Source organism: Psychrobacter pulmonis (assembly GCF_904846465.1).
GTDB classification, from domain to species: domain Bacteria; phylum Pseudomonadota; class Gammaproteobacteria; order Pseudomonadales; family Moraxellaceae; genus Psychrobacter; species Psychrobacter faecalis.
The window spans coordinates 77843-97870 of the sequence record NZ_CAJHAT010000006.1 but is presented as its reverse complement, the minus strand read 5'-3'; the positions used below and the strand labels follow the sequence as shown (position 1 = coordinate 97870).

Here is a 20028-nt window from a genome sequence, read left to right as displayed (position 1 = left end):
AATACAAATACGAGCGACCATTCATTGGTCGCTCGTTGCGTTTTACGGCGTTATTTTTTATTAAATAGCTTTTAGTGGTTGACACGGCACCAACAAAATACGCATATTTAGCAAATATCTTTTTGGCATCGATTTATTTATTCTATCTATTTCCACTTTCGCTAAGTGTCTATTTTGAAAACATCTGCTACCTCTATGGCAAACATGCCTATTAACCTTACTCTGCCCCAACCTATTGGCCGTTTCGCGCCATCACCAACCGGTGAGCTGCATCTTGGTTCCTTAACCACCGCGCTTGCCAGCTTTTGTCAGATCAAATCTCTTGGTGGCAAATGGCTACTGCGTATCGAAGACACCGATACCGAGCGCTGTGATCGACAGTTTACTGAGCAGATTTTGATTGATTTAGAAGTACTTGGGCTGCACTGGGATGGCGATGTCATCTACCAATCTGAGCGCCTTGATATTTATAATGATTATTTATCTTCAAGCCTATATCCGCTGACTTACGGCTGTCAATGCTCGCGTAAAAGCCTTGAGCGTTATTGGCAGCAAAAAGCGATGGGAGAAAGCATGGACGCAGAGCAGGCACAGGAAAAACTGCTGAACAGACAACGCTATCCGCGCTGTTGTCTAGAGGCAGGGTTTGATAAAGAAAAAAACAAACTGCGTATACAGCTACCAGATTACCGTATTGGCTTTAAAGATGGTATTCAAGGTGTGCAATGGAGCAATCCGCAGCAAAGCTTGGGAGACATGGTGGTGCGTCGCCAAGACGGCATGATTAACTATATTTTGGCTGCTAGCCTCGATGATGGCTTGCAAGGTGTGACGCATATTATGCGTGGCTTGGACATTTTACCGATGACCACCGCGCAAATTAGCATCATGCATGCGGCGCATTTGACAGCTATCGATCATTGGTATCATTTGCCATTGATATGCAGTCCTGATGGTCAAAAGCTCTCTAAACAAAACCTTGCCCAGCCAATTGATACCCGTGACCCAAGTCGTCTAATTGCCCATGCTTTGCAGCTATTACAGCAACCTGCCGTTGATAGAGACACGCCGACAAACATGCTTACCCAAGCAATTGCGCAATGGGACAACTCGCCATTACAAAATATGCAGACTTTTAATACAAGCGACATTTAACAAAAAACGCCGCTATAAGCGACGCTTCTTTATCATCAATAACTGGATTGCCGTAAACACTCTAATCATTACACGACTTAGTAATAACGGCACTGGCTCTTTTCAATCTCAGGGCTTTCTTTATAAATCCTTAGCAATACTGCGACCATTACTAAGCTAATCAGCATCGATGAGCCGCCATAACTGAAAAATGGCATGGTCAAACCTTTGGTCGGAATCGCGCCCATATTCATTGCCGCATTAATAATCGTCTGCGCAATAAACACCACCGCGATACCAAAAGCGGTATAGCTCATGCGCATTTGCCGGCGTTTTAGGGCATTATAACTGATGCGCATCGCACTTCCGATAATCAGCGCCTCAAAGATGAGAATCATCGTGACTCCAACAAAGCCCAACTCCTCACCGGTAATAGCTAGTAGAAAATCCGTATGCGCCTCTGGTAAATGCGACAGTTTTTGCACGCTTTCGCCATAGCCGACGCCAGTAAACTGACCGCGACCAAAAGCAATTAAGCTACGGGCTAGCTGATAATCGGTATCTTGTACATCATCAAAAGGGTCCAAAAACGACATTACCCGTACCAGTCGGTATTGTACGGTCGCCACCATTAATACAGCACCGCCAACGGCCACAGCGCCGAGCGCGATAAATTGTTTATAAGGCGCACCAGCAATATAAAAGATGGCAAAGACCGTCCCAATAATAACCACAAACGAGCCAAAATCTGGCTGCGCGAGCAACAGAACGGTGATTAATCCAACCACGATGGCTATGCGTAAAAACCCATCCCAGCCGTTACGTACCTCAAATGAGCGCCGTACAACGAAGTCTGAAACAAAGATAATCATCACCAATTTGGCAAGCTCTGCGACCTGAAAATTAAAACCGCCGAGCGTGAGCCAACGCTTCGAGCCATTAATAGGCGTACTAAATAAAGTGGCAAATAACAATAACCCTGTGATGGCCAAGAGCATAAACTGGGTTTCGGTTTTATAAAGCCTTTTTAGCGTTACTGCTTTATAAGAAATACCAGCGATAACCAGCCCAATCGCCATGTATAAAAGCTGATTATAAAAGAAATGCAGCTCGCTCATGCCGCGACTAAGGGCAAACGGGATAGAAGCAGAAGCTACCATCAATAAGCTAAGCACCAACATACAGCCAACGCTTGCTAATAAAATGGCGCGCGCTGAGGGCATGGAGAGAACGCCATCTGAGCCAGTAGCTCGCGGCGATTGAGAGTTTGATCGAAAAAAAGAAGAGAGCGCCATAATTTTGTATACACTAACAAACGAGAAAACACGGCGTTATAAAACGCCACCGTTTAAAAAAATGAAGTTGATTTTATCCAATAGATAATAGCAGACAGCAAAGCGGCGACAAACCCCGATTGTTAATCGTTTAGCTTGTCAGTATTAATGGTACAGTGGTTAGCAACATGAATAGCAACGATGGTTTGCAAATCGTTTGTCGTCCGCTTTATTACCTAGTTGACAGTAGCAGCAATTTATAAGCAAAACAATCATTTATCAGAAAACGCTTTCCATTTTTATAACATCAGTAAAACTACTTAAAACCTAACGCTGATACTACTTTAAGTCAAAACGTATGATAAAGCGTCAAGGTGCTTTATGAAGCCTTGTCTAACTGGTTGACCAGCTGACTAAAGTACTTGCCGCGTTCCGCAAAACCACTAAACTGATCGAAACTGGCACAAGCTGGCGACAAGAGCACCGCTTGTACCTGCGATAGGCTGCTTTTTGTGACTTGCTGTATCGTTGCAAAAGCGCCCTCTAGCGTTTGACATTGATGCATATAGACATCATCGTCGTTGATACCAGTGGCGCGTAAATGTTGCTCAATCTGCTGGCTATCTTCGCCAATAAACAACACTTGGCTGACGTATTGATTGATAAATGGCGTTAATTCGCCAAATTGCTGACCTTTACCCTGCCCACCTAAAATTAATAGTAGCTTACCATCTTTAGGCGCATATACCGCTCCTAAGCCCTCGACTGCCGCCATGGTTGAGCCAATATTAGTACCCTTAGAATCATTAAAATAATCAATGCCATCGACCGTAGCCACATATTCGCAGCGATGCTCAAGTCCTGTAAAATTCTGCAAGGTGGCGAGCATACTATCAAGCGGTAAACCGGCAAGCTCGCCAAGTGCTAAAGCTGCTTGCGCATTGAGTAAATTATGCCGGCCTTTGATACGTAGTTTATCTGCCGATAGCAGACGCTCGGTCCCGCGGGCTAGATACGTCTGCCCTTCTGAGTCGGTAATCAGTCCATATTGACCCTTGTCAGGGGCGTGAATGCCCGTGCTTAAGCGTGGCAAATTATCCGCCACTAGCGGCCGCGTCAAGGCATCTTCGCGATTTATCACTACGGACTTGGCGCCTTGAAAAATACGATGCTTGGCTTGATGGTAGCCGAGCATATCGCCATGGCGGTCTAGGTGGTCAGGCGACATGTTCAGTACCGTTGCCACTTGTGCGCCTAAATTGGTCACCGTTTCTAACTGGAAACTTGATAGCTCCAGAACTGCCAACTCCATCTCGCTATTAGGCAGCAAAGTCAGTGCTGGCACGCCAATATTGCCGCCTACGCCAACATTGACCCCAGCATCGGCGGCCATTTGTCCAACCAAGGTGGTGACGGTACTTTTAGCGTTAGAGCCTGTAATCGCAACAATCGGTACGCGGCACGCTTCACAAAATAGCTGAATGTCACTGACAACGGCAATATTCGCCTCTCGCGCCGCAGCAACCGCTGGGGTTTTTAAAGAGATACCTGGACTGATGATAATACGAGCCGCTCGCTGCAATAAATCGGCATCTATCGCGCCAAACTGGCGAATCTCAACAGCAGCAGGCAATTGGTCTGCTAAAGTGGGGCTCACTTGATTGTCGGTGACAGCGACTTGGTAACCTTGCTTGGTCAAATACTGCGCAACCGACAGTCCCGACTGCCCCAAACCGACCACGACTTGTAAACCACTGCCCTTATGGAGTAAGGCTTCTGTTGCGGTGTTAGTGGTCATATCTATTCCCTTTATCTATTGGACGAACAAAATTGTATCAAGTATCTTGGCTTTGTTAATAGTATTGATAATCGCTTTTATAGTGAGCTTTACGCTAAACGTCAGAGCTACAAGCATTCTAAGCCAGTTTGAGCAAGTCTGCCTAAATCTGTCTGAACCTGTGTCAATAAGCCACTTTGGCTGATGAGCATCATAAAGCCATTTCCGCAATTTCGGTACTGGTTTTTTGAGGCTTTGTGTTATTATGCGCCTGTTTTTATATTGCGCCGCTAATGCTATAATAGCCGCCTTAATAAGAACCGCTACGATAGTAAGCGCTCTTTAACCAAATCTTTAATTTAGCATTTTAGTTTAGCATGTTGTCGCCTTTATCGCGCCATTGTCATCGTCCTGCAGTTATGTTTTTTATGCTGAGGTGGATATGACAGGCAACCGCTGCCCCATATTTTGGCGTTTTGTCTGACAAGAGACATATCTTCTTCCACCGTATTTCACGGCAAACACTTATTCATATTTTTAAGAGCTGTTATCCTACTGATTAAGGGTAACGGTTTGTGCGATACCGCTATAAAGGTCGATAACCGTTAGTCTCGATACAATCATTTTAGGGTGACGCTTTATTGCTCGATCATAAATGGTTGTTTTTTTTGCCTCTAACCCTATACAGTTTACTTATGACATCTTTTTTTGGCAGTTTGCGTGAAGAGTGGTTTTCCAATATTCGCGGTGATACGTTATCAGGTTTAGTGGTCGCACTAGCCTTGATTCCAGAAGCGATTGCCTTTTCTATTATCGCTGGTGTCGACCCAAAAGTCGGTTTATATGCTTCATTTTGCATCGCCGTGGTCATTAGTTTTGTCGGTGGACGTCCGGGTATGATTTCGGCGGCGACTGGCGCAATGGCACTGGTGATGGTTGATTTGGTCGCCGAGCACGGGCTGCAGTACTTGCTTGCCGCTACGCTACTTTGCGGCGTCATTCAAATCATCATGGGTATTTTAAAACTTGGTAACTTGATGCGCTTTGTGTCGCGCTCGGTGGTCATCGGTTTTGTCAATGCGCTGGCGATTTTAATCTTTGCCGCCCAGTTGCCTGAGCTGAACCCGATGACTGAGCGCGTCGGCATGACGGTTTATATCATGACGGCGGCAGGCCTTGCGATTATTTACTTATTTCCGCTGCTTCCTAAAATCGGACGCTTGATTCCGTCACCGCTGATTTGTATCGTTGGTTTGACTGCGGTTGCCATGTATATGAATCTTGATATTCGTAACGTCGGTAGCATGGGCGATTTGCCCGATTCTTTACCGGTGTTTTTATTACCTGACATTCCGCTTAACTTTGAGACCCTAGTCATTATCGCGCCTTATTCTATCGCGCTTGCCATCGTAGGCTTATTAGAATCAATGATGACCGCGACCATCGTCGATGAGTTGACCGATACCCCCAGTGATAAAAACCGCGAATGCCGTGGTCAGGGTATGGCCAACGTCGTATCAGGCTTCTTTGGCGGTATGGCAGGCTGCGCGATGATTGGTCAATCAATGATTAACGTCAAATCTGGCGGCCGTACGCGTTTATCAACGCTTATTGCTGGCGTGGTGCTACTCATCTTGGTGGTATTTTTAAGTGAATGGGTCAGTCAAATTCCGATGGCGGCATTGGTAGCGGTGATGATTATGGTTTCTATCGGTACCTTTAATTGGCAATCTATTCGAGAGTTTAAAACCCACCCGCTGTCCTTTAATATCGTGATGCTGGCGACCGTGATAACCACTGTGTTTACCCATAACCTCGCGTACGGCGTCGGCGTTGGCGTGCTGCTCTCAGCGTTGGCGTTTGCCAATAAGATCGGGCAATTCTTAACGGTCTTTAGTGAGTATGACGACAGTAGCAACACTCGTTATTACTATGTGCAAGGACAGGTCTTCTTTGCGTCAACGACGCAGTTTTTGCAGAGCTTTGATACCAAAGAAGCGTTGGACAGTGTACAAATCGATGTTAGCCACGCCCACTTTTGGGACGTGAGTGCTGTCGATACCTTGGACAAACTGGTCATGCGTTTGCAGCGCGAAGGTATTGATGTCAAAGTGGTTGGACTCAACAGCGCCAGCCGTACCCTTATCGATCGCTTTTCGATTCATGATCGCCGAGATATTGGACTGTTAGATTAAACAAAACGGTATTGCTGTTATCAAGCTGAGCGCAATAGTGTCTTTATTGTTCAGCAATTATATTGGTATATAAAATCAGGCTCGCGGCTTAAAGGCACTCCTTTAAACCGTGAGCCTGATTTTATTATTGAGATATGTGGTGCCCTTATGAGTAATTTGAAGCCAGATAGTGTGATTGCTTGCTTGGACTGTCCCAATCATGTGCAAGCGGTATTGGATGCTAGTATGTGGGCCTCTATTCGTCTGCAAGCACCCATTGGTCTGCTGCATTCTGTACCAAGTTTGCAACAAAAAGCTGCCGTTGATTATTCTGGTTGTCTCAATATTGACGATGAAAATGTCTTGCTAGACCAATTCACCGCACAAGAGCATTTGAGCAATAGCGAGCTAAAAGCCCAAGGTAAACTGCTGCTGCATCAGGCCAGCACTTATTGTGAGCAGCAACATCATAAGCTAAAAACCTATACTCTGCATCGCCATGAAAGCTTGAGTGACAGTATTGATTACGTCGATGACAAAGCACAATTAATGGTCATCGGTCATCATGTGACTTGCAAATCAACCTTGAGTCAGCTGATACGTTTGAGCCACTGCCCCATTTTGGTGACGCATGCACCATTTTTGCCCCCAACGACGGCGTTATTTGCTTTTGATAACAGTCCAACTTCGCATAAGCTGCTCAATTGGCTGTGTAAAACGCCGCTTATTCGTGCGTTGACCGTACATATTGTCATGGTTGCTAAAGAAAACTCAGAAAACTGCGATGCACTGCGGGAAGCCTATGCGCGCCTTAAACAAGCGGGTATCAAGTGTAAAAAAGCCTTGCTCGACTGCCGTGATGTGACCGCTGCCTTAAATTACTATCAAAGCAAAAATGATATTGGGCTGCTGATGACCGGCGCCTTTGGGCAACCGCGTCTGCTTGAGCTGCTAAAAGGTAGTGAAACCAAAAAACTACTTGGCAGTACCAAAACCCCGTATTTACTCTTCCCCAAAGCTTAAAACCTTCTTTTTATGTATAAACTTTTGATTTTAAACGCTATTATTCATAATGGCGTTTTTAATAATCGACGTTTTTACAATGCTTACGCGCTTACTTTTCTCCTATCTCTTCCCATTTTTCTTATCAAACCTCTTATCAAATCGTCACATGAAATAAAGTGATAGCCTCCCCAAGGGCTTAAAAAGTTGGTTATAATAAAGTGTTTATTCTCCCAACGTTAAAGGTTGATAACTCCAACTTATATCCCTAAAAGCATAGTTATTGTTGCGATATAGGCAAGAGTTTTTGTCATTATCATGGTTATTTTTAAGCAAATGCGCGCAACCCTACCAACCCCCTTGAGTAGGTTTGGCACAATTCTTGAACTATTTACCATGAGCCTGACAATAATACGAGCCAGCAAACGGTCTCTATTAACCTGCGACATCATCTATATAAGGATTTTTTTATGAAGCTAATCACTGCGATCTTAAAACCATTTAAGCTCGATGATGTGCGCGAAGCGCTTTCTGACATCGGTGTAAAGGGTGTCACCGTCACCGAGGTCAAGGGTTTTGGTCGTCAAAAAGGTCATACCGAGCTCTATCGCGGCGCCGAGTACGTGGTGGACTTTTTACCTAAAGTAAAAGTCGAAGTGGCGGTGATGGATGAGATGGTCGAACCTGCTATCGAAGCCATTACGCGTATCGCCAGTACTGGCAAAATCGGTGACGGCAAGATATTCGTGACCAATCTTGAGCAAGTCATTCGTATTCGTACGGGTGAGACAGGTCCTGACGCTATTTAATAATTAAGCGACAGACCACCTATAAACACTGATTTATAGGTCATCTCGATAGTTATATTGCATATATTCAAGGGGGAATTAACATGCACAACCAAATCTTTGAGCTCCAGTACGCGCTAGATACATTTTATTTTTTAATCTGTGGCGCGCTAGTCATGTGGATGGCCGCCGGCTTCACCATGTTAGAAGCTGGACTGGTACGCTCAAAAAACACCGTCGAAATCCTCACCAAAAATATCGCCCTCTTTGCCACCGCCTGTACCATGTATATGATATGCGGTTATGCCATTATGTATGATGGCAATCTGTTTTTGAGTGGTATTGCTGGCACTGAAACTTTAGTAGCAGATGCATTAGCGACCTCAGCTGAAAATGGCTTTGCTGGCGATGCCGTATATTCGGCCGCCTCTGATTTCTTCTTCCAAGTGGTTTTTGTCGCCACCTGTATGTCAATCGTTTCAGGTGCCGTAGCTGAACGCATGAAGTTATGGTCTTTTTTGCTGTTTGCCGTTGTTATGACCGGAGTTATTTACCCATTAGAAGGCAGCTGGACGTGGGGCGGTAAAGCCGTGTTTGGCCTATTTAGCCTTGGCGATTTGGGATTTTCTGATTTTGCCGGTTCAGGTATCGTCCATATGGCAGGAGCCGCTGCCGCGCTATCAGGGGTCTTGCTGTTAGGGGCGCGTAGAGGTAAATACGGTCCCAATGGTGAGATACGTGCTATCCCTGGGGCCAATTTACCCTTGGCCGCACTTGGCACCCTTATTTTATGGATGGGCTGGTTTGGTTTTAACGGCGGCTCAGTGCTCAAACTTGGCGATATCGCCAGCGCCAATGCAGTTGCGGTAGTGTTTTTAAATACCAATGCCGCTGCTGCCGGTGGAGCCATCGGCGCCCTTATTATCGCGCGCGTTATCTTTGGTAAGGCAGATTTGACCATGCTCTTAAATGGTGCATTAGCGGGACTGGTCGCAATCACTGCCGAACCGTCCACTCCGTCGGCGCTGCAAGCAACGTTATTTGGCATGACAGCAGGTGTTATTGTGGTTATATCAATCCTTGCATTAGATAAAATAAAAATCGATGACCCAGTCGGTGCTATCTCTGTACATGGGGTGTGTGGCTTGTTCGGTCTGATGCTAGTGCCATTGACCAACCAAAATGCTACTTTGCTCGGTCAAATTGCTGGTGCAGCAACCATCTTTACTTGGGTGTTTATCAGTAGCTTGCTTGTTTGGAGCATTATTAAAGTCGTAATGGGTCTGCGTATCTCTGAAGAAGAAGAATATCAAGGAGCAGACATCGCTGAATGTGGTATGGAAGCCTATCCAGAGTTTATAAGGTAACAAGTATTTAAGAGGGTTTTATTGTTGATTTGCTAATCATCGATAAAACTTCTTTAGTAAAAACCTATCCCATCAAAAATCCCGCAAAACCTTTCAGTCTTGCGGGATTATTTATTCTCTAACACTATAGTCTTTAACAGTTTGTCTTTTTATAATGCCCAGTCTAATAACTGACCTTTATAGAGTAAGATTATATTGGCTTATTTCTTTTTCCACGTTTGGCTACGTGAGAATGGACCGATATACCCTTTTAGTTTTAAGGTACTGCCGCTTAGATTGGCGGTCATACGATAGTCTTTACCTTTTTCAGGGTCGGTGATTGTACCGCCACTATATTTACCACCACCGTCGGCCTTTAGGCCTTTGATGATAGTTGTACCAATATGTTTCTTACCTTTAGCGGAGTTGGTATCAACCAAGGTACCAGTTAGGACACCATTAGATTCAGTAATTTTAACCAAACCTTTCGGCTTACCTTCATCATAAGTCTGCCAAGTGGTGTTATGTAATGGGTCAGCGGCAAATGCCATGCTTGCCATACTGATACCAGCAACTGCTAAAGTGGTTTTTGTGAATAATTTCATAAACTGACTCCCTTCATTTAATGATTACTAGAAACGTTGCGTTTCTAATGTCTTCGCTTATCCTTTTATCAACATTCTTTTATTGCAAACCCTTCGATCCTACGCTCATTTTAAGCAAGTAACCTTCATTAATATGCTATTAAATGCTACTAATGATTGGTTTGACAGAGAAATCTCGATCGACATAAGCGATGTCTTGACCCATTATAAGCAATTTTTAGATTTTGCCTAGTAATTTTTTTATAGTTTATTATTTCTCTAAAATCAAAAGCATATCAAACAGTTATAGAAACGGATTGTCTATAATTTTACCCGATTGGTCATCTTTTTGTTTTGACTTATCATCAAAACTACTATATTGATTGCGGTTTTCAAATGCCAGCATGATTTTGCTCGTTAGCTCGTGTAGTTGCTGTGCTTGCTCATATCCACCTTCGTCAAATACTAGATTAATGTCGCCATAAATGATGATTTTATCTTCTTGGTTTTCGATGACTAAATCGCCAATTTGCATACTTTCATGATTATTCATAAAGGGTTCAATCATTTGAGCTTCCTCTACCTTAACAGCAATTTACGTGATTTTGCAATACTGTGAGAATATGGTGATATTTAGACGCCTTATGCTTTTAATTGTGCCATGAGCCAATCGATAATAGCCAGCACAAATAACATCCAAGTAGGCTCTTGTGGTGAGTCTTCGGGTAAATCTGAGCTGTCACCTGCTTTTAACGGCAGAGCAAACGCGCGCGATTTGGTTTGAGCATCTAATACGGGCAACACGTCGATGCCAATCTTGGCGGTTAATTGATCCAGACTAATCACTTCTATACGCTCTGATTCATCATTGGGCGCATAATACACGCCTGCTTGGTTGCTCGCTGGAATATAGACCGCTTTAAAAAAATGACTGGGCACCAGCACACGATCCGCCAGTTGTTTGGTCTTTTTATTTGTAAACGCCACCCCAGTAATGGTATAAACTTCACCGTATTGCTGGGTCAAATAGCGCGTGGCTGACTCGATATTACGCCAAATATAGCGGTTATTGCGCGGCGATTGCGGCGCGATGTTGGCAAGGCTAAAGCTATCGTATTGCTGACTGCGATTGGCCATATTACCATTGGGCGCTAAATGCCCGCGATCATAACCTGAGCCTGAGTAATCGGACAGTTTGGCGCGCATGGATTTTGGCAGGCGGCTTTCTTCATGAAAACTGTCTTCACGATCAATCTCTTTGGCTTGCTGCAAGCGCTTGCGGTCGAGATATTCTGCTGACCACAGCGGGGTGCGTGATACGCCCGAGTACATAACGGCAAAACCGTCCATACATAGCGCTTGGGTGTTATTACTGAGCTTAGGATTGGTAAATTCAGGATAGACGCCACCATAAAACGACTGGCTACATTGGCTGAGGTCGTCCGCGTGTGCAGACGACATCCCTATTAAGACAGTGAATGCTGTCATTATGAGGTTATTTTTAACCCGTGCTTTATCTTTAAAAAAACTTATCATGCCACTTTCAACCATCTATGCCTGCCATTACGTATGCGCTATCCTAGCAGGCAGTTACCAATAAAGAAAGATGCGGCGCAAGTGGTGACATTTTAAATGCTATCCGCTATACTGAGGCAGCCAAAAATCTTGGTCTTGCAAAAAACGGTGAAGTGGGTGAGTGGCTGAAACCGCACGCCTGGAAAGTGTGTATACGTTCATAGCGTATCGAGGGTTCGAATCCCTCCTTCACCGCCAATCTTATAAAACCCCAGTTTTCCCACCTCGCCCCAATTCTACCCATATACCAATCAGACCCCTTATAAATAACGCTTCTAGCGTTTTTTTTATGCCTGCTGTTTTCCCAATCTATCCGAACATAACTCACATATCCCATAGCTTGTGTTGGTCTATGATTTCATTAGACCTCAAAAAGACCAACATTTAAGCTTTATGATTCAGCTTTAGACCAACGTTTTTGTTGTATCTCTTGATTCATACAGCTTGTAGCCATAGGGAATAGACCAACATGTTAAGCGATAGTAAGATACGCAAGCTCAAACCCAGTGAAAAATGCACCCCTGCGCGGCCTGATAAATATAGTGATCAGCATGGGAACTATCAGCATGGGAACTATCAGAATGGGAACTATCAGAACGTGAGCAGCATTGAGCAAGGCTTACGAAAAAGCGTGACAGCAGTGAGCTAAAACCATCGGGCTAGAGATGCGACATAAGAAGGATCTGATCATTCAGCTCCTTCTTTTATTGTTTCATACAAGGCCAGTCACTGGACTACATGAGATGCCGTAAAAAAATATGGGACTCCGTAACTGTATGAGAAGAAAGATTCTCATTAATTTACAAAGGAGATAATCATGCAATTATTAAATGCGAACATACAACAAAACGTATCAACAGCTAGCACTTTACAGATACCTCGCATGATACCGCTCAAGCAGGTAATGCATTATACAGCGCTTAGCAGTACTACGATTTATGAGATGGTCAATAAAAAATCTGATCGTTACGACCCAACATTCCCTGTTCAAGTAAAGCTATCAAAGGGACGTGTAGCATGGGTAGAAAGCGAAGTGGCTGCTTGGATTGAGAGTAAGATGGCTGATCGGATTCACTGATCAAGGATAGAAAATAAGCCGCACTACGCGGCTTATTTTTTTGCTGTCCTTAACCGCATCTAGCTACGTTTAGCCACTTCTAGCTATCTGCAAGATACCAAGTTTGATCTTTAGAAGCCACTAGGGTATCACGGCACATTTTCTGTAATAGATTACGCACCTTGTTTTTACGCTGTTTATCATTTAGTACTTGCGGTAATTTATTAGTCAGCATCTTATCAAAGTCAGCTAGTCTACCCAGACGATAGTCTTGATGACCCATGGCATTGCTTAATGCTTCACGAATACTATAAGGATCATACTGCTGCACCTCTTCAGGAAACAGCGAACCTGACGCCATGTAGCGATAATTGATGTTACGGATTTTGTTATAAACTTCGTCCAAGGCTAACAAAAATGGTGGCGAAAAATGCTCATAGTCTTTTTCAATACCATCAACGCCCTTTAGAATCCAAGTGATATGTGCTTGCGCTGGGCTTAAAAAATACGGGGATTCATAACGTCTCAATAAAATAATCGCTGTGTTAGTTTAGGGAATAGTTACAAGCGGATACTAACAGCAATATCTCAACCGCCGTAAAGTGTAGTAGCATAAAAAATAGCAAGCCGCATCTATCTTAGGAGAAGCTAGTTATCCAGTGCCTCACGTATAGTCAAAATATCCTAAAAACGCTACGGTATTGCTGATATCAATTTTTTGTAGCCTCTGTCTGCGCAGGCACAGCAAGCAAGAAAAATTGATATCAGCAGTGTGTGATGTATCGATATTACTTTTCACTCACTATATTACTGAGCAACTGGCTTTTGGCTATAGACTCATCCCAATAAGGCGGCGCTCCATAATAGTCTTCCATAAAATCGATAAAACACCTGACTTTGTGCGGTAGTAGCTTTCTATGGGCGTAGACGGCATATAAACCTAAGCGTTTAGGTTCAAGTTCAGGCAATACTATCACCAGCTTGCCACTGCTAACTGCTTCACTGACAATAAATGTCGGCTGTAATACCAATCCTGCACCTTCAATAGCTCCTTCTACCAACACATCACCGTTATTACTAAGAAACTCACTACCTTGCTTGAGAATCTTCGCCTTTAATAATTGGTAGACCTCTTCCTTCGCGTCCATGTTCATATAGCTATAATGTAAATAGCGATGATTCTCTAAATCTTCAGGCTTATCGAGTGTGTCATGCTTTTTCAAATATTCAGGCGACGCACACAGAACCACACGAATAGGTGCCACTTCCTTCGCAATAAGTGATGAGCTTTTCAGTTGACCTATACGCAGTGCAATATCAAACCCTTCTTCAACAATATCGACTTTACGATCAGTCAATTGTAGATCGACTGTGACCAATGGATAACGGATCTGAAAGTCAGTGACTAATTTAGCCATATGTTTTAAAGCAAAAGATACTGGCGCACTTATGCGCAACACACCTTTAGGGTTTTGCTGCAAACCACTTAGTTGCGACTCCATATCATCCATACTCAATAAAATCTGCTGCGCATGACCAAAGTAATGACTACCAGCTTCGGTGAGGCTTACTTTACGGGTGGTACGATTCAGCAGACGATTATTTAGCTGCTCCTCCAACTTAGAGACATATTTGCTCACCAATTGAGGTGACAGTTGCAGAGTATTTGCCGCATTAGTAAAGCTGCCTTCGGTCACCACCGCTACAAAGGCACGCATCGCATCGATTCTATCCATATTTTGCCCTGTTTTTCTTTAACTATCGAAATTGAACAATAAAGCCATTATCAACGATATGTTGTTAATTAATCAATATCACCTATCTTACTCTTTTTTTTATGTTGATGGTAAAGTAGGGTCATGCTTTTTAAAAGCAATCATCTGACTAGGAGTAAGTATTATGTTAATCAATGGCAATTGGACTGAAGACTGGCAACCGGTACAAGCAGAAGACGAACAAGGGCGTTTTATTCGTCAAACCTCATCGTTCCGTCATTGGATTACTGCTGATGGACAAGCAGGACCAACGGGTACTGGGGGCTTTAAAGCAGAAAAAGACCGCTATCATCTATACGTAGCGCTGATTTGCCCTTGGGCCTCACGTACCTTGATGGCACGTCAGTTAAAAGGTCTGCAAGATATAATCGATATTACCGTGGTCAATCCGCAGCTTGGCAATCAAGGCTGGCAGTTTGGTGGCTTTGACGGTGCTGACAGTGATCCTATTAATCATGCCCAATTTGCTCATCAACTTTATACCAAAGCAGACCCTCAATTTACCGGACGCGCGACTGTACCTGTGCTTTGGGACAAAAAAACCAATACTATCGTTAATAATGAGTCTGCTGATATCTTACGTATGCTAAATACCGCTTTTACAGAACTCGTGCCAAATTACGTTGACTTGTTTCCAAAAGAACTTGCTGATGATATCGAAGCCCTAAACTTAGTTATCTATGAGAATTTAAACAACGGCGTATACAAAGCAGGATTTGCGACGACACAAGGGGCTTATGAAGAAGCTTATCAGCAAGTATTTGACACCTTAGATATGCTTGAGGCGCGCCTGAGTGATGGTCGTCATTATCTATTTGGTGAGCAGCTGACGGAAACAGATATTCGACTGTTTGTGACTTTAGTACGTTTTGATGCCGCTTATCACGGTCTATTTAAATGCAACCGTAACTTGATCAAAGATATGAGTTCTCTACATGCTTATATGCTACGAATCTTAGCGCTTGATGGCATTTCAGAGACGGTGAGTATCAAGCACATCAAAGCAGGCTATTACTCTATCAAAGCGTTAAATCCCAATGGAATCGTGCCCACAGGGCCTGAACATATTTAGCAAGATAAAGGAGTAAAGTTCATGAATAATGAATCAACCACAGTCAAGCAACCTGTATTGTTTATACCTCATGGTGCTGGGCCTTGTTTTTTTATGGATTGGCAACCAGCAGACACTTGGGATCAGATGGCTGACTTTTTAACCAATAGCTCAAATGGTTTGCCAGAGCGTCCCAAAGCTATTTTAATAGTCAGTGCCCATTGGCAAACGCGGGAGTTTAGTATTACTGCCAGCAAGCAGCCTGAGCTGATTTATGATTACTCTGGCTTCCCTGAGCATACGTATCAGCTGACTTATCCAGCAGCTGGTGCGCCAGTACTGGCTGAGCGGATTGGTCATTTGCTCATCGATGCTGGTTTCAGCAATAAGCAGGACAGTTCCAGAGGTTTTGATCATGGGGTGTTTATTCCACTGAAACTGATGTTCCCTGACGCCGATATTCCAGTAGTACAGCTATCTCTGCGTCATGATTTAGACCCAAAAGTACATCTAAAAGTGGGCCAAGCGCTTGCCTCACTACGTGATGAAGGCGTGTTGATCGTAGGCAGTGGTATGAGCTTTCATAATATGCGCGGCTATGGTGATTCAAGTTTTACCGCACCGTCAGTAATATTTGACGAGTGGCTAACGACAGCAGTTGCAGCTAATGCAGATGAGCGCTTTGCAGCGCTTGCTAATTGGACAGAGGCACCTCATGCATTGGATTCTCATCTATTAGGTGCGGAGGAGCATTTGCTACCTTTAATGGTTGCCGTAGGCGCAGCAGGAACAGATAGTGGTAAGAAAATATATTCTCAGCAAGTCATGAAAACTCAGATTTCAGCCTTTCAGTTTGGATAAATCTATTAATCTGATATTCATTTAATTCTTTATAAACTGATACTCACAAAGCAGCAAACATACATAGACAAAAATTATTTATAAACGGAGAAATATTATGAACATCGGCCTTAATGGAAAAACAGCACTCGTCACAGGTTCAACTGCGGGTATTGGCCTCGCTATTGCAACAGGTCTTGCCAAAGCTGGCGCACAAGTCACTATCGTTGGTCGCGATCAAGCTGGCGTTGATGAGGCGATCAAACAGCTTCAACAAGCTGATGGTGTTAATGATGCCGATAATATAAAAGGCATTGTTGCTGATGCGGGGACGGCTGGTGGCTGTCAGACAATTATCAACACCTTGCCAGAAGTAGATATTTTAGTGAACAATCTAGGGATTTATGGCGCCACCCCTTTCTTTGATATTGATGACAATGCTTGGGAGGAGATGTTCCAAATTAATGTCATGAGCGGTGTCCGTCTGTCGCGGCATTATGCAAAAGCAATGAAGGAAAAAGGTTGGGGTCGTATTCAGTTTATCTCTAGTGAATCGGCATTGAATATCCCAGCTGAAATGGTGCACTACGGCGTGACCAAAGCAGCTATTCAAGGCGTATCACGTGGTCTTGCCAAAGTGTTAGCGGGCAGCGGTGTGACAGTGAATAGTATTTTGCCAGGACCGACTCGAACCGAGGGCGCAAAAGCCATGATGCAAGAACTGGCGGATGAGCGCGGCGTCTCATCGGAGGAGATGGAAGGCATATTCTTAGATGAGAACCGTCCATCAACGCTAATCAAGCGTTTTGCAACCCCCGAGGAGATTGCTAATATGAGTGTCTATATCGCCTCAACACAAGCGAGCGCAACCACCGGTTCAGCACTACGGGTTGAAGGTGGTATTGTAGAAAGTATTGCTTAACGAGGTTTAGACGGTAAGTTTCTATCATTAATAATAGGGGGATTTAATTATGCTAACATCTAGCGCAACGATACAGACACAAAATCCGCAGCAAATAATGAATCGACTGTGCAAGCACTGGGCACATAAGCTGCCCGTTACCCTAAGCTCAGATAAAGGTGAGATTGAGCTGCCCATGGGTGTCTGTCAGATGTATTGTACCGACTTACTGATAGTAACACTCAAAAGTGATGCCGAGCAGTTGCCAAAATTACAGCAAGTTGTCAGTGATCATTTGCTACGTATGGCTGGCAAAGAGACGCTTGTTATCGAATGGGCTTAATTGAGCATCACAGCCAATACAAGAGAAAAAGGTTATGAATATTGATTCGAAAGAGCGCTATGGTCGCATTAGCAAATTTTTTCACTGGAGTACGACAGTATTAATCTTCTGGCAGTTACTCAAGTTCACTGACCGTATCAGCGACGGCAAGCATTGGATCGGTCAGACGTTAGTGCCTTGGCATGTTTCTATTGGTGTTCTATTGCTCATATTAGTTGTCCTGAGACTGATGTGGGTCGCTTCGCAACGCCATCAACGTCCAGTACACGAGCCAATCACTGCCAAGCTGGTTATCGCTGGTCATGGTTTGCTTTACGCGTGTATGTTACTACTGCCGCTAGCTGGAATCATGATAATGATTGGTGGAGGCTATGGCCTAACCGCATTCGGCTTTAATATCTTTGCCGAAGGTGAAAAGGTTGCTTGGGCGGCAACGCTGGGTCAACTGCATGCACCACTGGCTTGGATGCTGACAGCACTAATCATTGGCCACACTGCTATGGCTTTGTATCATCATTACATTAAAAAGGATAACACCTTAAAGCGGATGCTGTAGTGCCTTTAAAATTACTACAAAATAACTCTATTGAGTAGCATAGGGCATCTCAGCCTTTGTTTAAGTTGGATTAGATTTATACACTTTAGTTCTTATAAGAAACGTTATGGTAAAGAAGAAGGCGGTTTATACTGGTGTCATTGAGGCATGCCCTAGCCAGTAATTATCATCATTAATGTGATAAGTGACTCGTAAACGAGTAAAACTATTTCTTACCACACAAACAAAAAACAGCCAGCAATCCACAAATATGAACCCACACTAAATACCAATAATTGTTTATTTAGACTGGCTATTAAAAAGCCCCAAGCCACTTGAGAAAGTAGCTTGGGGCTTTTTAATATTTGAGGCTATATGCAATACAAGGTATCAGTAATTAATCATCACGATCAACGTCGCTTACCTGACTGCGCGTAATCTTACCAGTCATGCTGTCGACAACAACTTTATGAATCTGATTGCCTTTACCAATTTCAACTTTGTAGACAGGCTTGCCAAAATCCATATAGCCACTATTGGCCAATCCCTGCTTAATACGCTCCCTACGCTTATCGTTATCAAGCTTTGCCATCGGCGCCAATAAGTCGATCAACATATCGTTAATTACTCTTAAAATCATCCCTCGTCTTGCAAAGCTAAATCGATAGTTAATCGATTTTTAGCGCTTCTCAGGTTCAATAAAACATGACTGCATAGCACAATTGGTTATGTGTCACCTTTTGAATTTGAAAGCGGTATTATTATAGTTTGATCCTGTCAGGCATCGCTGCCTAACTCAAGTAAATCGGCCTCCGATAAACTCCGGGCGGTTCACCACATCCTTAGACTTTGCTGAACATATTCTTTTAGGTATACCGATTGCAACCAAGAAGAATAACTAATCCAGCTTATCCTTTACCTTGAATGGCTCTGAGAATTGCAGTATTAAGAAATTGACAACCGATAATATGATCGCTATCTCATAACGACCATAAGCAACGGAGATGCCAATAGCAGCAGTATTCCATAAACTTGCAGCCGTCGCCGTCCCCTTTACACTATCATTTCCTTTAAAAATAGCACCACCACCGATAAAGCCCATGCCCGTAATAATCGCGTACATGATTCTCGCTTCAGGCTGTGAGCCATGATAGATATCTACAGCAACTAGCATGAAAGCACAGGATGCAATACTTACTAGTGGAAAGGTTCTGAGCCCTGCACCCTTATCTTTCATCTCACGATTAAGCGCAATCGGCAGCGAAAGTATAAAAGCAATGCCTAATTGAGTAAGGTGATACACCATTAGTTTTAAGCTTAAATCGAATTCAAACATGGCTTATTACGCTCTTTAAAATGATGTTAAATAAACAAGAATAATCGTTATTCTTAATGTGTAGAAGATGGTTTATTGCCACGTATGAGACTTTCCTGAAAAGTGTGTAAGTATTGCTATAAGCTAAATGACAGTTACACAGAATCTGGGATGGTCTCTAGTAAATTACCATCTTTATCGAATAGGCAATCGACCACAACCAGAGGAGTAGCATCCACGCTATCTTTAGCGTAGTAATGCGTTGTAACTTTGAAATTACCGTTATTTAATAGTCTGTAGTCTGTATTTTTGCGGTTAATCTCCATAGACTTAAGGTTTTTAAGCATAGGTTTTGTCGTTTCTTGACACTTCGTTAGCAGTGCAATCTTTGATGTTTTGCGAGCTTGTTCGAGTTCAGTGTCTTTTTCTTCATAAAATGAGTTACTGTCGCTTTGAATCCAAATATAAAATGCTGCAAATGTAATAATAGACAATCCTGTCAGCGTCTCTTTTTTCATGATATGACCCGTTTATTAGTAACAGATGAAGATATTTAC

At 43.5% G+C, this 20028-nt stretch carries 20 protein-coding genes, 1 tRNA gene and 1 pseudogene; 12 read left to right on the top strand and 10 right to left on the bottom strand.

Annotated features, from left to right (window positions below):
* Window positions 1-204: 204 nt before the first annotated feature.
* A complete protein-coding gene (gluQRS, locus tag JMX70_RS10705) occupies window positions 205-1155 on the top strand; it encodes a tRNA glutamyl-Q(34) synthetase GluQRS (protein ID WP_201592114.1) in 951 nt (316 codons plus the stop codon).
* Window positions 1156-1232: 77 nt separating this feature from the next.
* Here gluQRS and JMX70_RS10700 read toward each other — a convergent pair whose 3' ends face one another.
* Both JMX70_RS10700 and murD read right to left on the bottom strand, forming a co-directional pair.
* Window positions 1233-2357, bottom strand: coding sequence for an FtsW/RodA/SpoVE family cell cycle protein (locus JMX70_RS10700; protein ID WP_191690688.1), 1125 nt, complete (start codon window positions 2355-2357; stop codon window positions 1233-1235).
* Between the two features lie 430 nt (window positions 2358-2787).
* Window positions 2788-4206: a UDP-N-acetylmuramoyl-L-alanine--D-glutamate ligase gene (gene murD, locus JMX70_RS10695; RefSeq protein ID WP_201592007.1), complete on the bottom strand. Its 1419-nt coding sequence runs from the start codon at window positions 4204-4206 to the stop codon at window positions 2788-2790.
* Window positions 4207-4880: 674 nt separating this feature from the next.
* On the opposite strand from murD, the gene JMX70_RS10690 reads away from it, so the two are divergent.
* The 4 genes from JMX70_RS10690 to JMX70_RS10675 all read left to right on the top strand — a co-directional run bounded on the left by JMX70_RS10690 (window position 4881) and on the right by JMX70_RS10675 (window position 9516).
* A complete protein-coding gene (locus tag JMX70_RS10690; protein ID WP_201592004.1) occupies window positions 4881-6380 on the top strand; it encodes a SulP family inorganic anion transporter in 1500 nt (499 codons plus the stop codon).
* A gap of 147 nt (window positions 6381-6527) precedes the next feature.
* Complete coding sequence (locus JMX70_RS10685; protein ID WP_201592001.1) at window positions 6528-7382, top strand: universal stress protein; 855 nt, start codon at window positions 6528-6530, stop codon at window positions 7380-7382.
* A gap of 449 nt (window positions 7383-7831) precedes the next feature.
* Window positions 7832-8170 (top strand): P-II family nitrogen regulator, encoded by a 339-nt coding sequence (locus JMX70_RS10680; RefSeq protein ID WP_011514651.1) that lies wholly within the window; start codon window positions 7832-7834, stop codon window positions 8168-8170.
* A gap of 83 nt (window positions 8171-8253) precedes the next feature.
* Window positions 8254-9516 carry an ammonium transporter gene (locus tag JMX70_RS10675; RefSeq protein WP_201591998.1) on the top strand — a complete coding sequence of 421 codons (1263 nt, stop codon included), beginning with the start codon at window positions 8254-8256 and terminating at the stop codon, window positions 9514-9516.
* Between the two features lie 200 nt (window positions 9517-9716).
* On the opposite strand, the gene JMX70_RS10670 is transcribed toward JMX70_RS10675, so the two are convergent.
* The 3 genes from JMX70_RS10670 to JMX70_RS10660 all read right to left on the bottom strand — a co-directional run bounded on the left by JMX70_RS10670 (window position 9717) and on the right by JMX70_RS10660 (window position 11567).
* Window positions 9717-10100 (bottom strand): DUF2147 domain-containing protein, encoded by a 384-nt coding sequence (locus tag JMX70_RS10670; RefSeq protein ID WP_068404286.1) that lies wholly within the window; start codon window positions 10098-10100, stop codon window positions 9717-9719.
* 283 nt (window positions 10101-10383) lie between these two features.
* On the bottom strand, window positions 10384-10647 hold the full coding sequence (locus tag JMX70_RS10665; RefSeq protein ID WP_201591995.1) for a hypothetical protein: 264 nt from the start codon (window positions 10645-10647) through the stop codon (window positions 10384-10386).
* A gap of 74 nt (window positions 10648-10721) precedes the next feature.
* Entirely contained in the window at window positions 10722-11567 is an 846-nt protein-coding gene (locus tag JMX70_RS10660; protein WP_227671250.1) for a DNA/RNA non-specific endonuclease, read from the bottom strand.
* A 194-nt stretch (window positions 11568-11761) separates the two neighbouring features.
* Here JMX70_RS10660 and JMX70_RS10655 point away from each other — a divergent pair.
* Together JMX70_RS10655 and JMX70_RS10650 are read left to right on the top strand one after the other, a co-directional pair.
* A tRNA-Ser gene (locus JMX70_RS10655) sits at window positions 11762-11852 on the top strand.
* A gap of 619 nt (window positions 11853-12471) precedes the next feature.
* On the top strand, window positions 12472-12732 hold the full coding sequence (locus JMX70_RS10650) for a helix-turn-helix transcriptional regulator (RefSeq protein WP_201591991.1): 261 nt from the start codon (window positions 12472-12474) through the stop codon (window positions 12730-12732).
* 79 nt (window positions 12733-12811) lie between these two features.
* On the opposite strand, the gene JMX70_RS12620 is transcribed toward JMX70_RS10650, so the two are convergent.
* Window positions 12812-13240 (bottom strand): hypothetical protein, encoded by a 429-nt coding sequence (locus tag JMX70_RS12620; protein WP_201591989.1) that lies wholly within the window; start codon window positions 13238-13240, stop codon window positions 12812-12814.
* A 259-nt stretch (window positions 13241-13499) separates the two neighbouring features.
* Window positions 13500-14447, bottom strand: a complete 948-nt coding sequence (locus tag JMX70_RS10640; RefSeq protein WP_201591987.1) for a LysR family transcriptional regulator — start codon at window positions 14445-14447, stop codon at window positions 13500-13502.
* Window positions 14448-14610: 163 nt separating this feature from the next.
* On the opposite strand from JMX70_RS10640, the gene JMX70_RS10635 reads away from it, so the two are divergent.
* From JMX70_RS10635 to JMX70_RS12530, 5 genes are all read left to right on the top strand, one after another.
* Complete coding sequence (locus JMX70_RS10635; RefSeq protein WP_045452401.1) at window positions 14611-15558, top strand: glutathione S-transferase family protein; 948 nt, start codon at window positions 14611-14613, stop codon at window positions 15556-15558.
* Between the two features lie 21 nt (window positions 15559-15579).
* Window positions 15580-16398 (top strand): DODA-type extradiol aromatic ring-opening family dioxygenase, encoded by an 819-nt coding sequence (locus tag JMX70_RS10630; RefSeq protein ID WP_201591985.1) that lies wholly within the window; start codon window positions 15580-15582, stop codon window positions 16396-16398.
* A 97-nt stretch (window positions 16399-16495) separates the two neighbouring features.
* Window positions 16496-17299 (top strand): SDR family NAD(P)-dependent oxidoreductase, encoded by an 804-nt coding sequence (locus JMX70_RS10625; protein ID WP_201591983.1) that lies wholly within the window; start codon window positions 16496-16498, stop codon window positions 17297-17299.
* Between the two features lie 49 nt (window positions 17300-17348).
* Complete coding sequence (locus tag JMX70_RS12535) at window positions 17349-17621, top strand: DUF2218 domain-containing protein (protein ID WP_227671249.1); 273 nt, start codon at window positions 17349-17351, stop codon at window positions 17619-17621.
* 34 nt (window positions 17622-17655) lie between these two features.
* Window positions 17656-18177, top strand: coding sequence for a cytochrome b (locus JMX70_RS12530; protein ID WP_227671248.1), 522 nt, complete (start codon window positions 17656-17658; stop codon window positions 18175-18177).
* 376 nt (window positions 18178-18553) lie between these two features.
* Here JMX70_RS12530 and JMX70_RS12525 read toward each other — a convergent pair.
* The 3 genes and pseudogenes from JMX70_RS12525 to JMX70_RS10605 form a co-directional block, all read right to left on the bottom strand.
* Window positions 18554-18799: pseudogene (locus JMX70_RS12525) on the bottom strand (hypothetical protein); the annotation flags it as partial.
* Between the two features lie 255 nt (window positions 18800-19054).
* On the bottom strand, window positions 19055-19492 hold the full coding sequence (locus tag JMX70_RS10610; RefSeq protein WP_201591980.1) for an MgtC/SapB family protein: 438 nt from the start codon (window positions 19490-19492) through the stop codon (window positions 19055-19057).
* A 134-nt stretch (window positions 19493-19626) separates the two neighbouring features.
* The gene (locus JMX70_RS10605) at window positions 19627-19989 is read right to left on the bottom strand and encodes a hypothetical protein (RefSeq protein ID WP_201591977.1); all 363 of its coding nucleotides are present in this window, start codon (window positions 19987-19989) and stop codon (window positions 19627-19629) included.
* Between the last annotated feature and the right edge of the window lie 39 nt (window positions 19990-20028).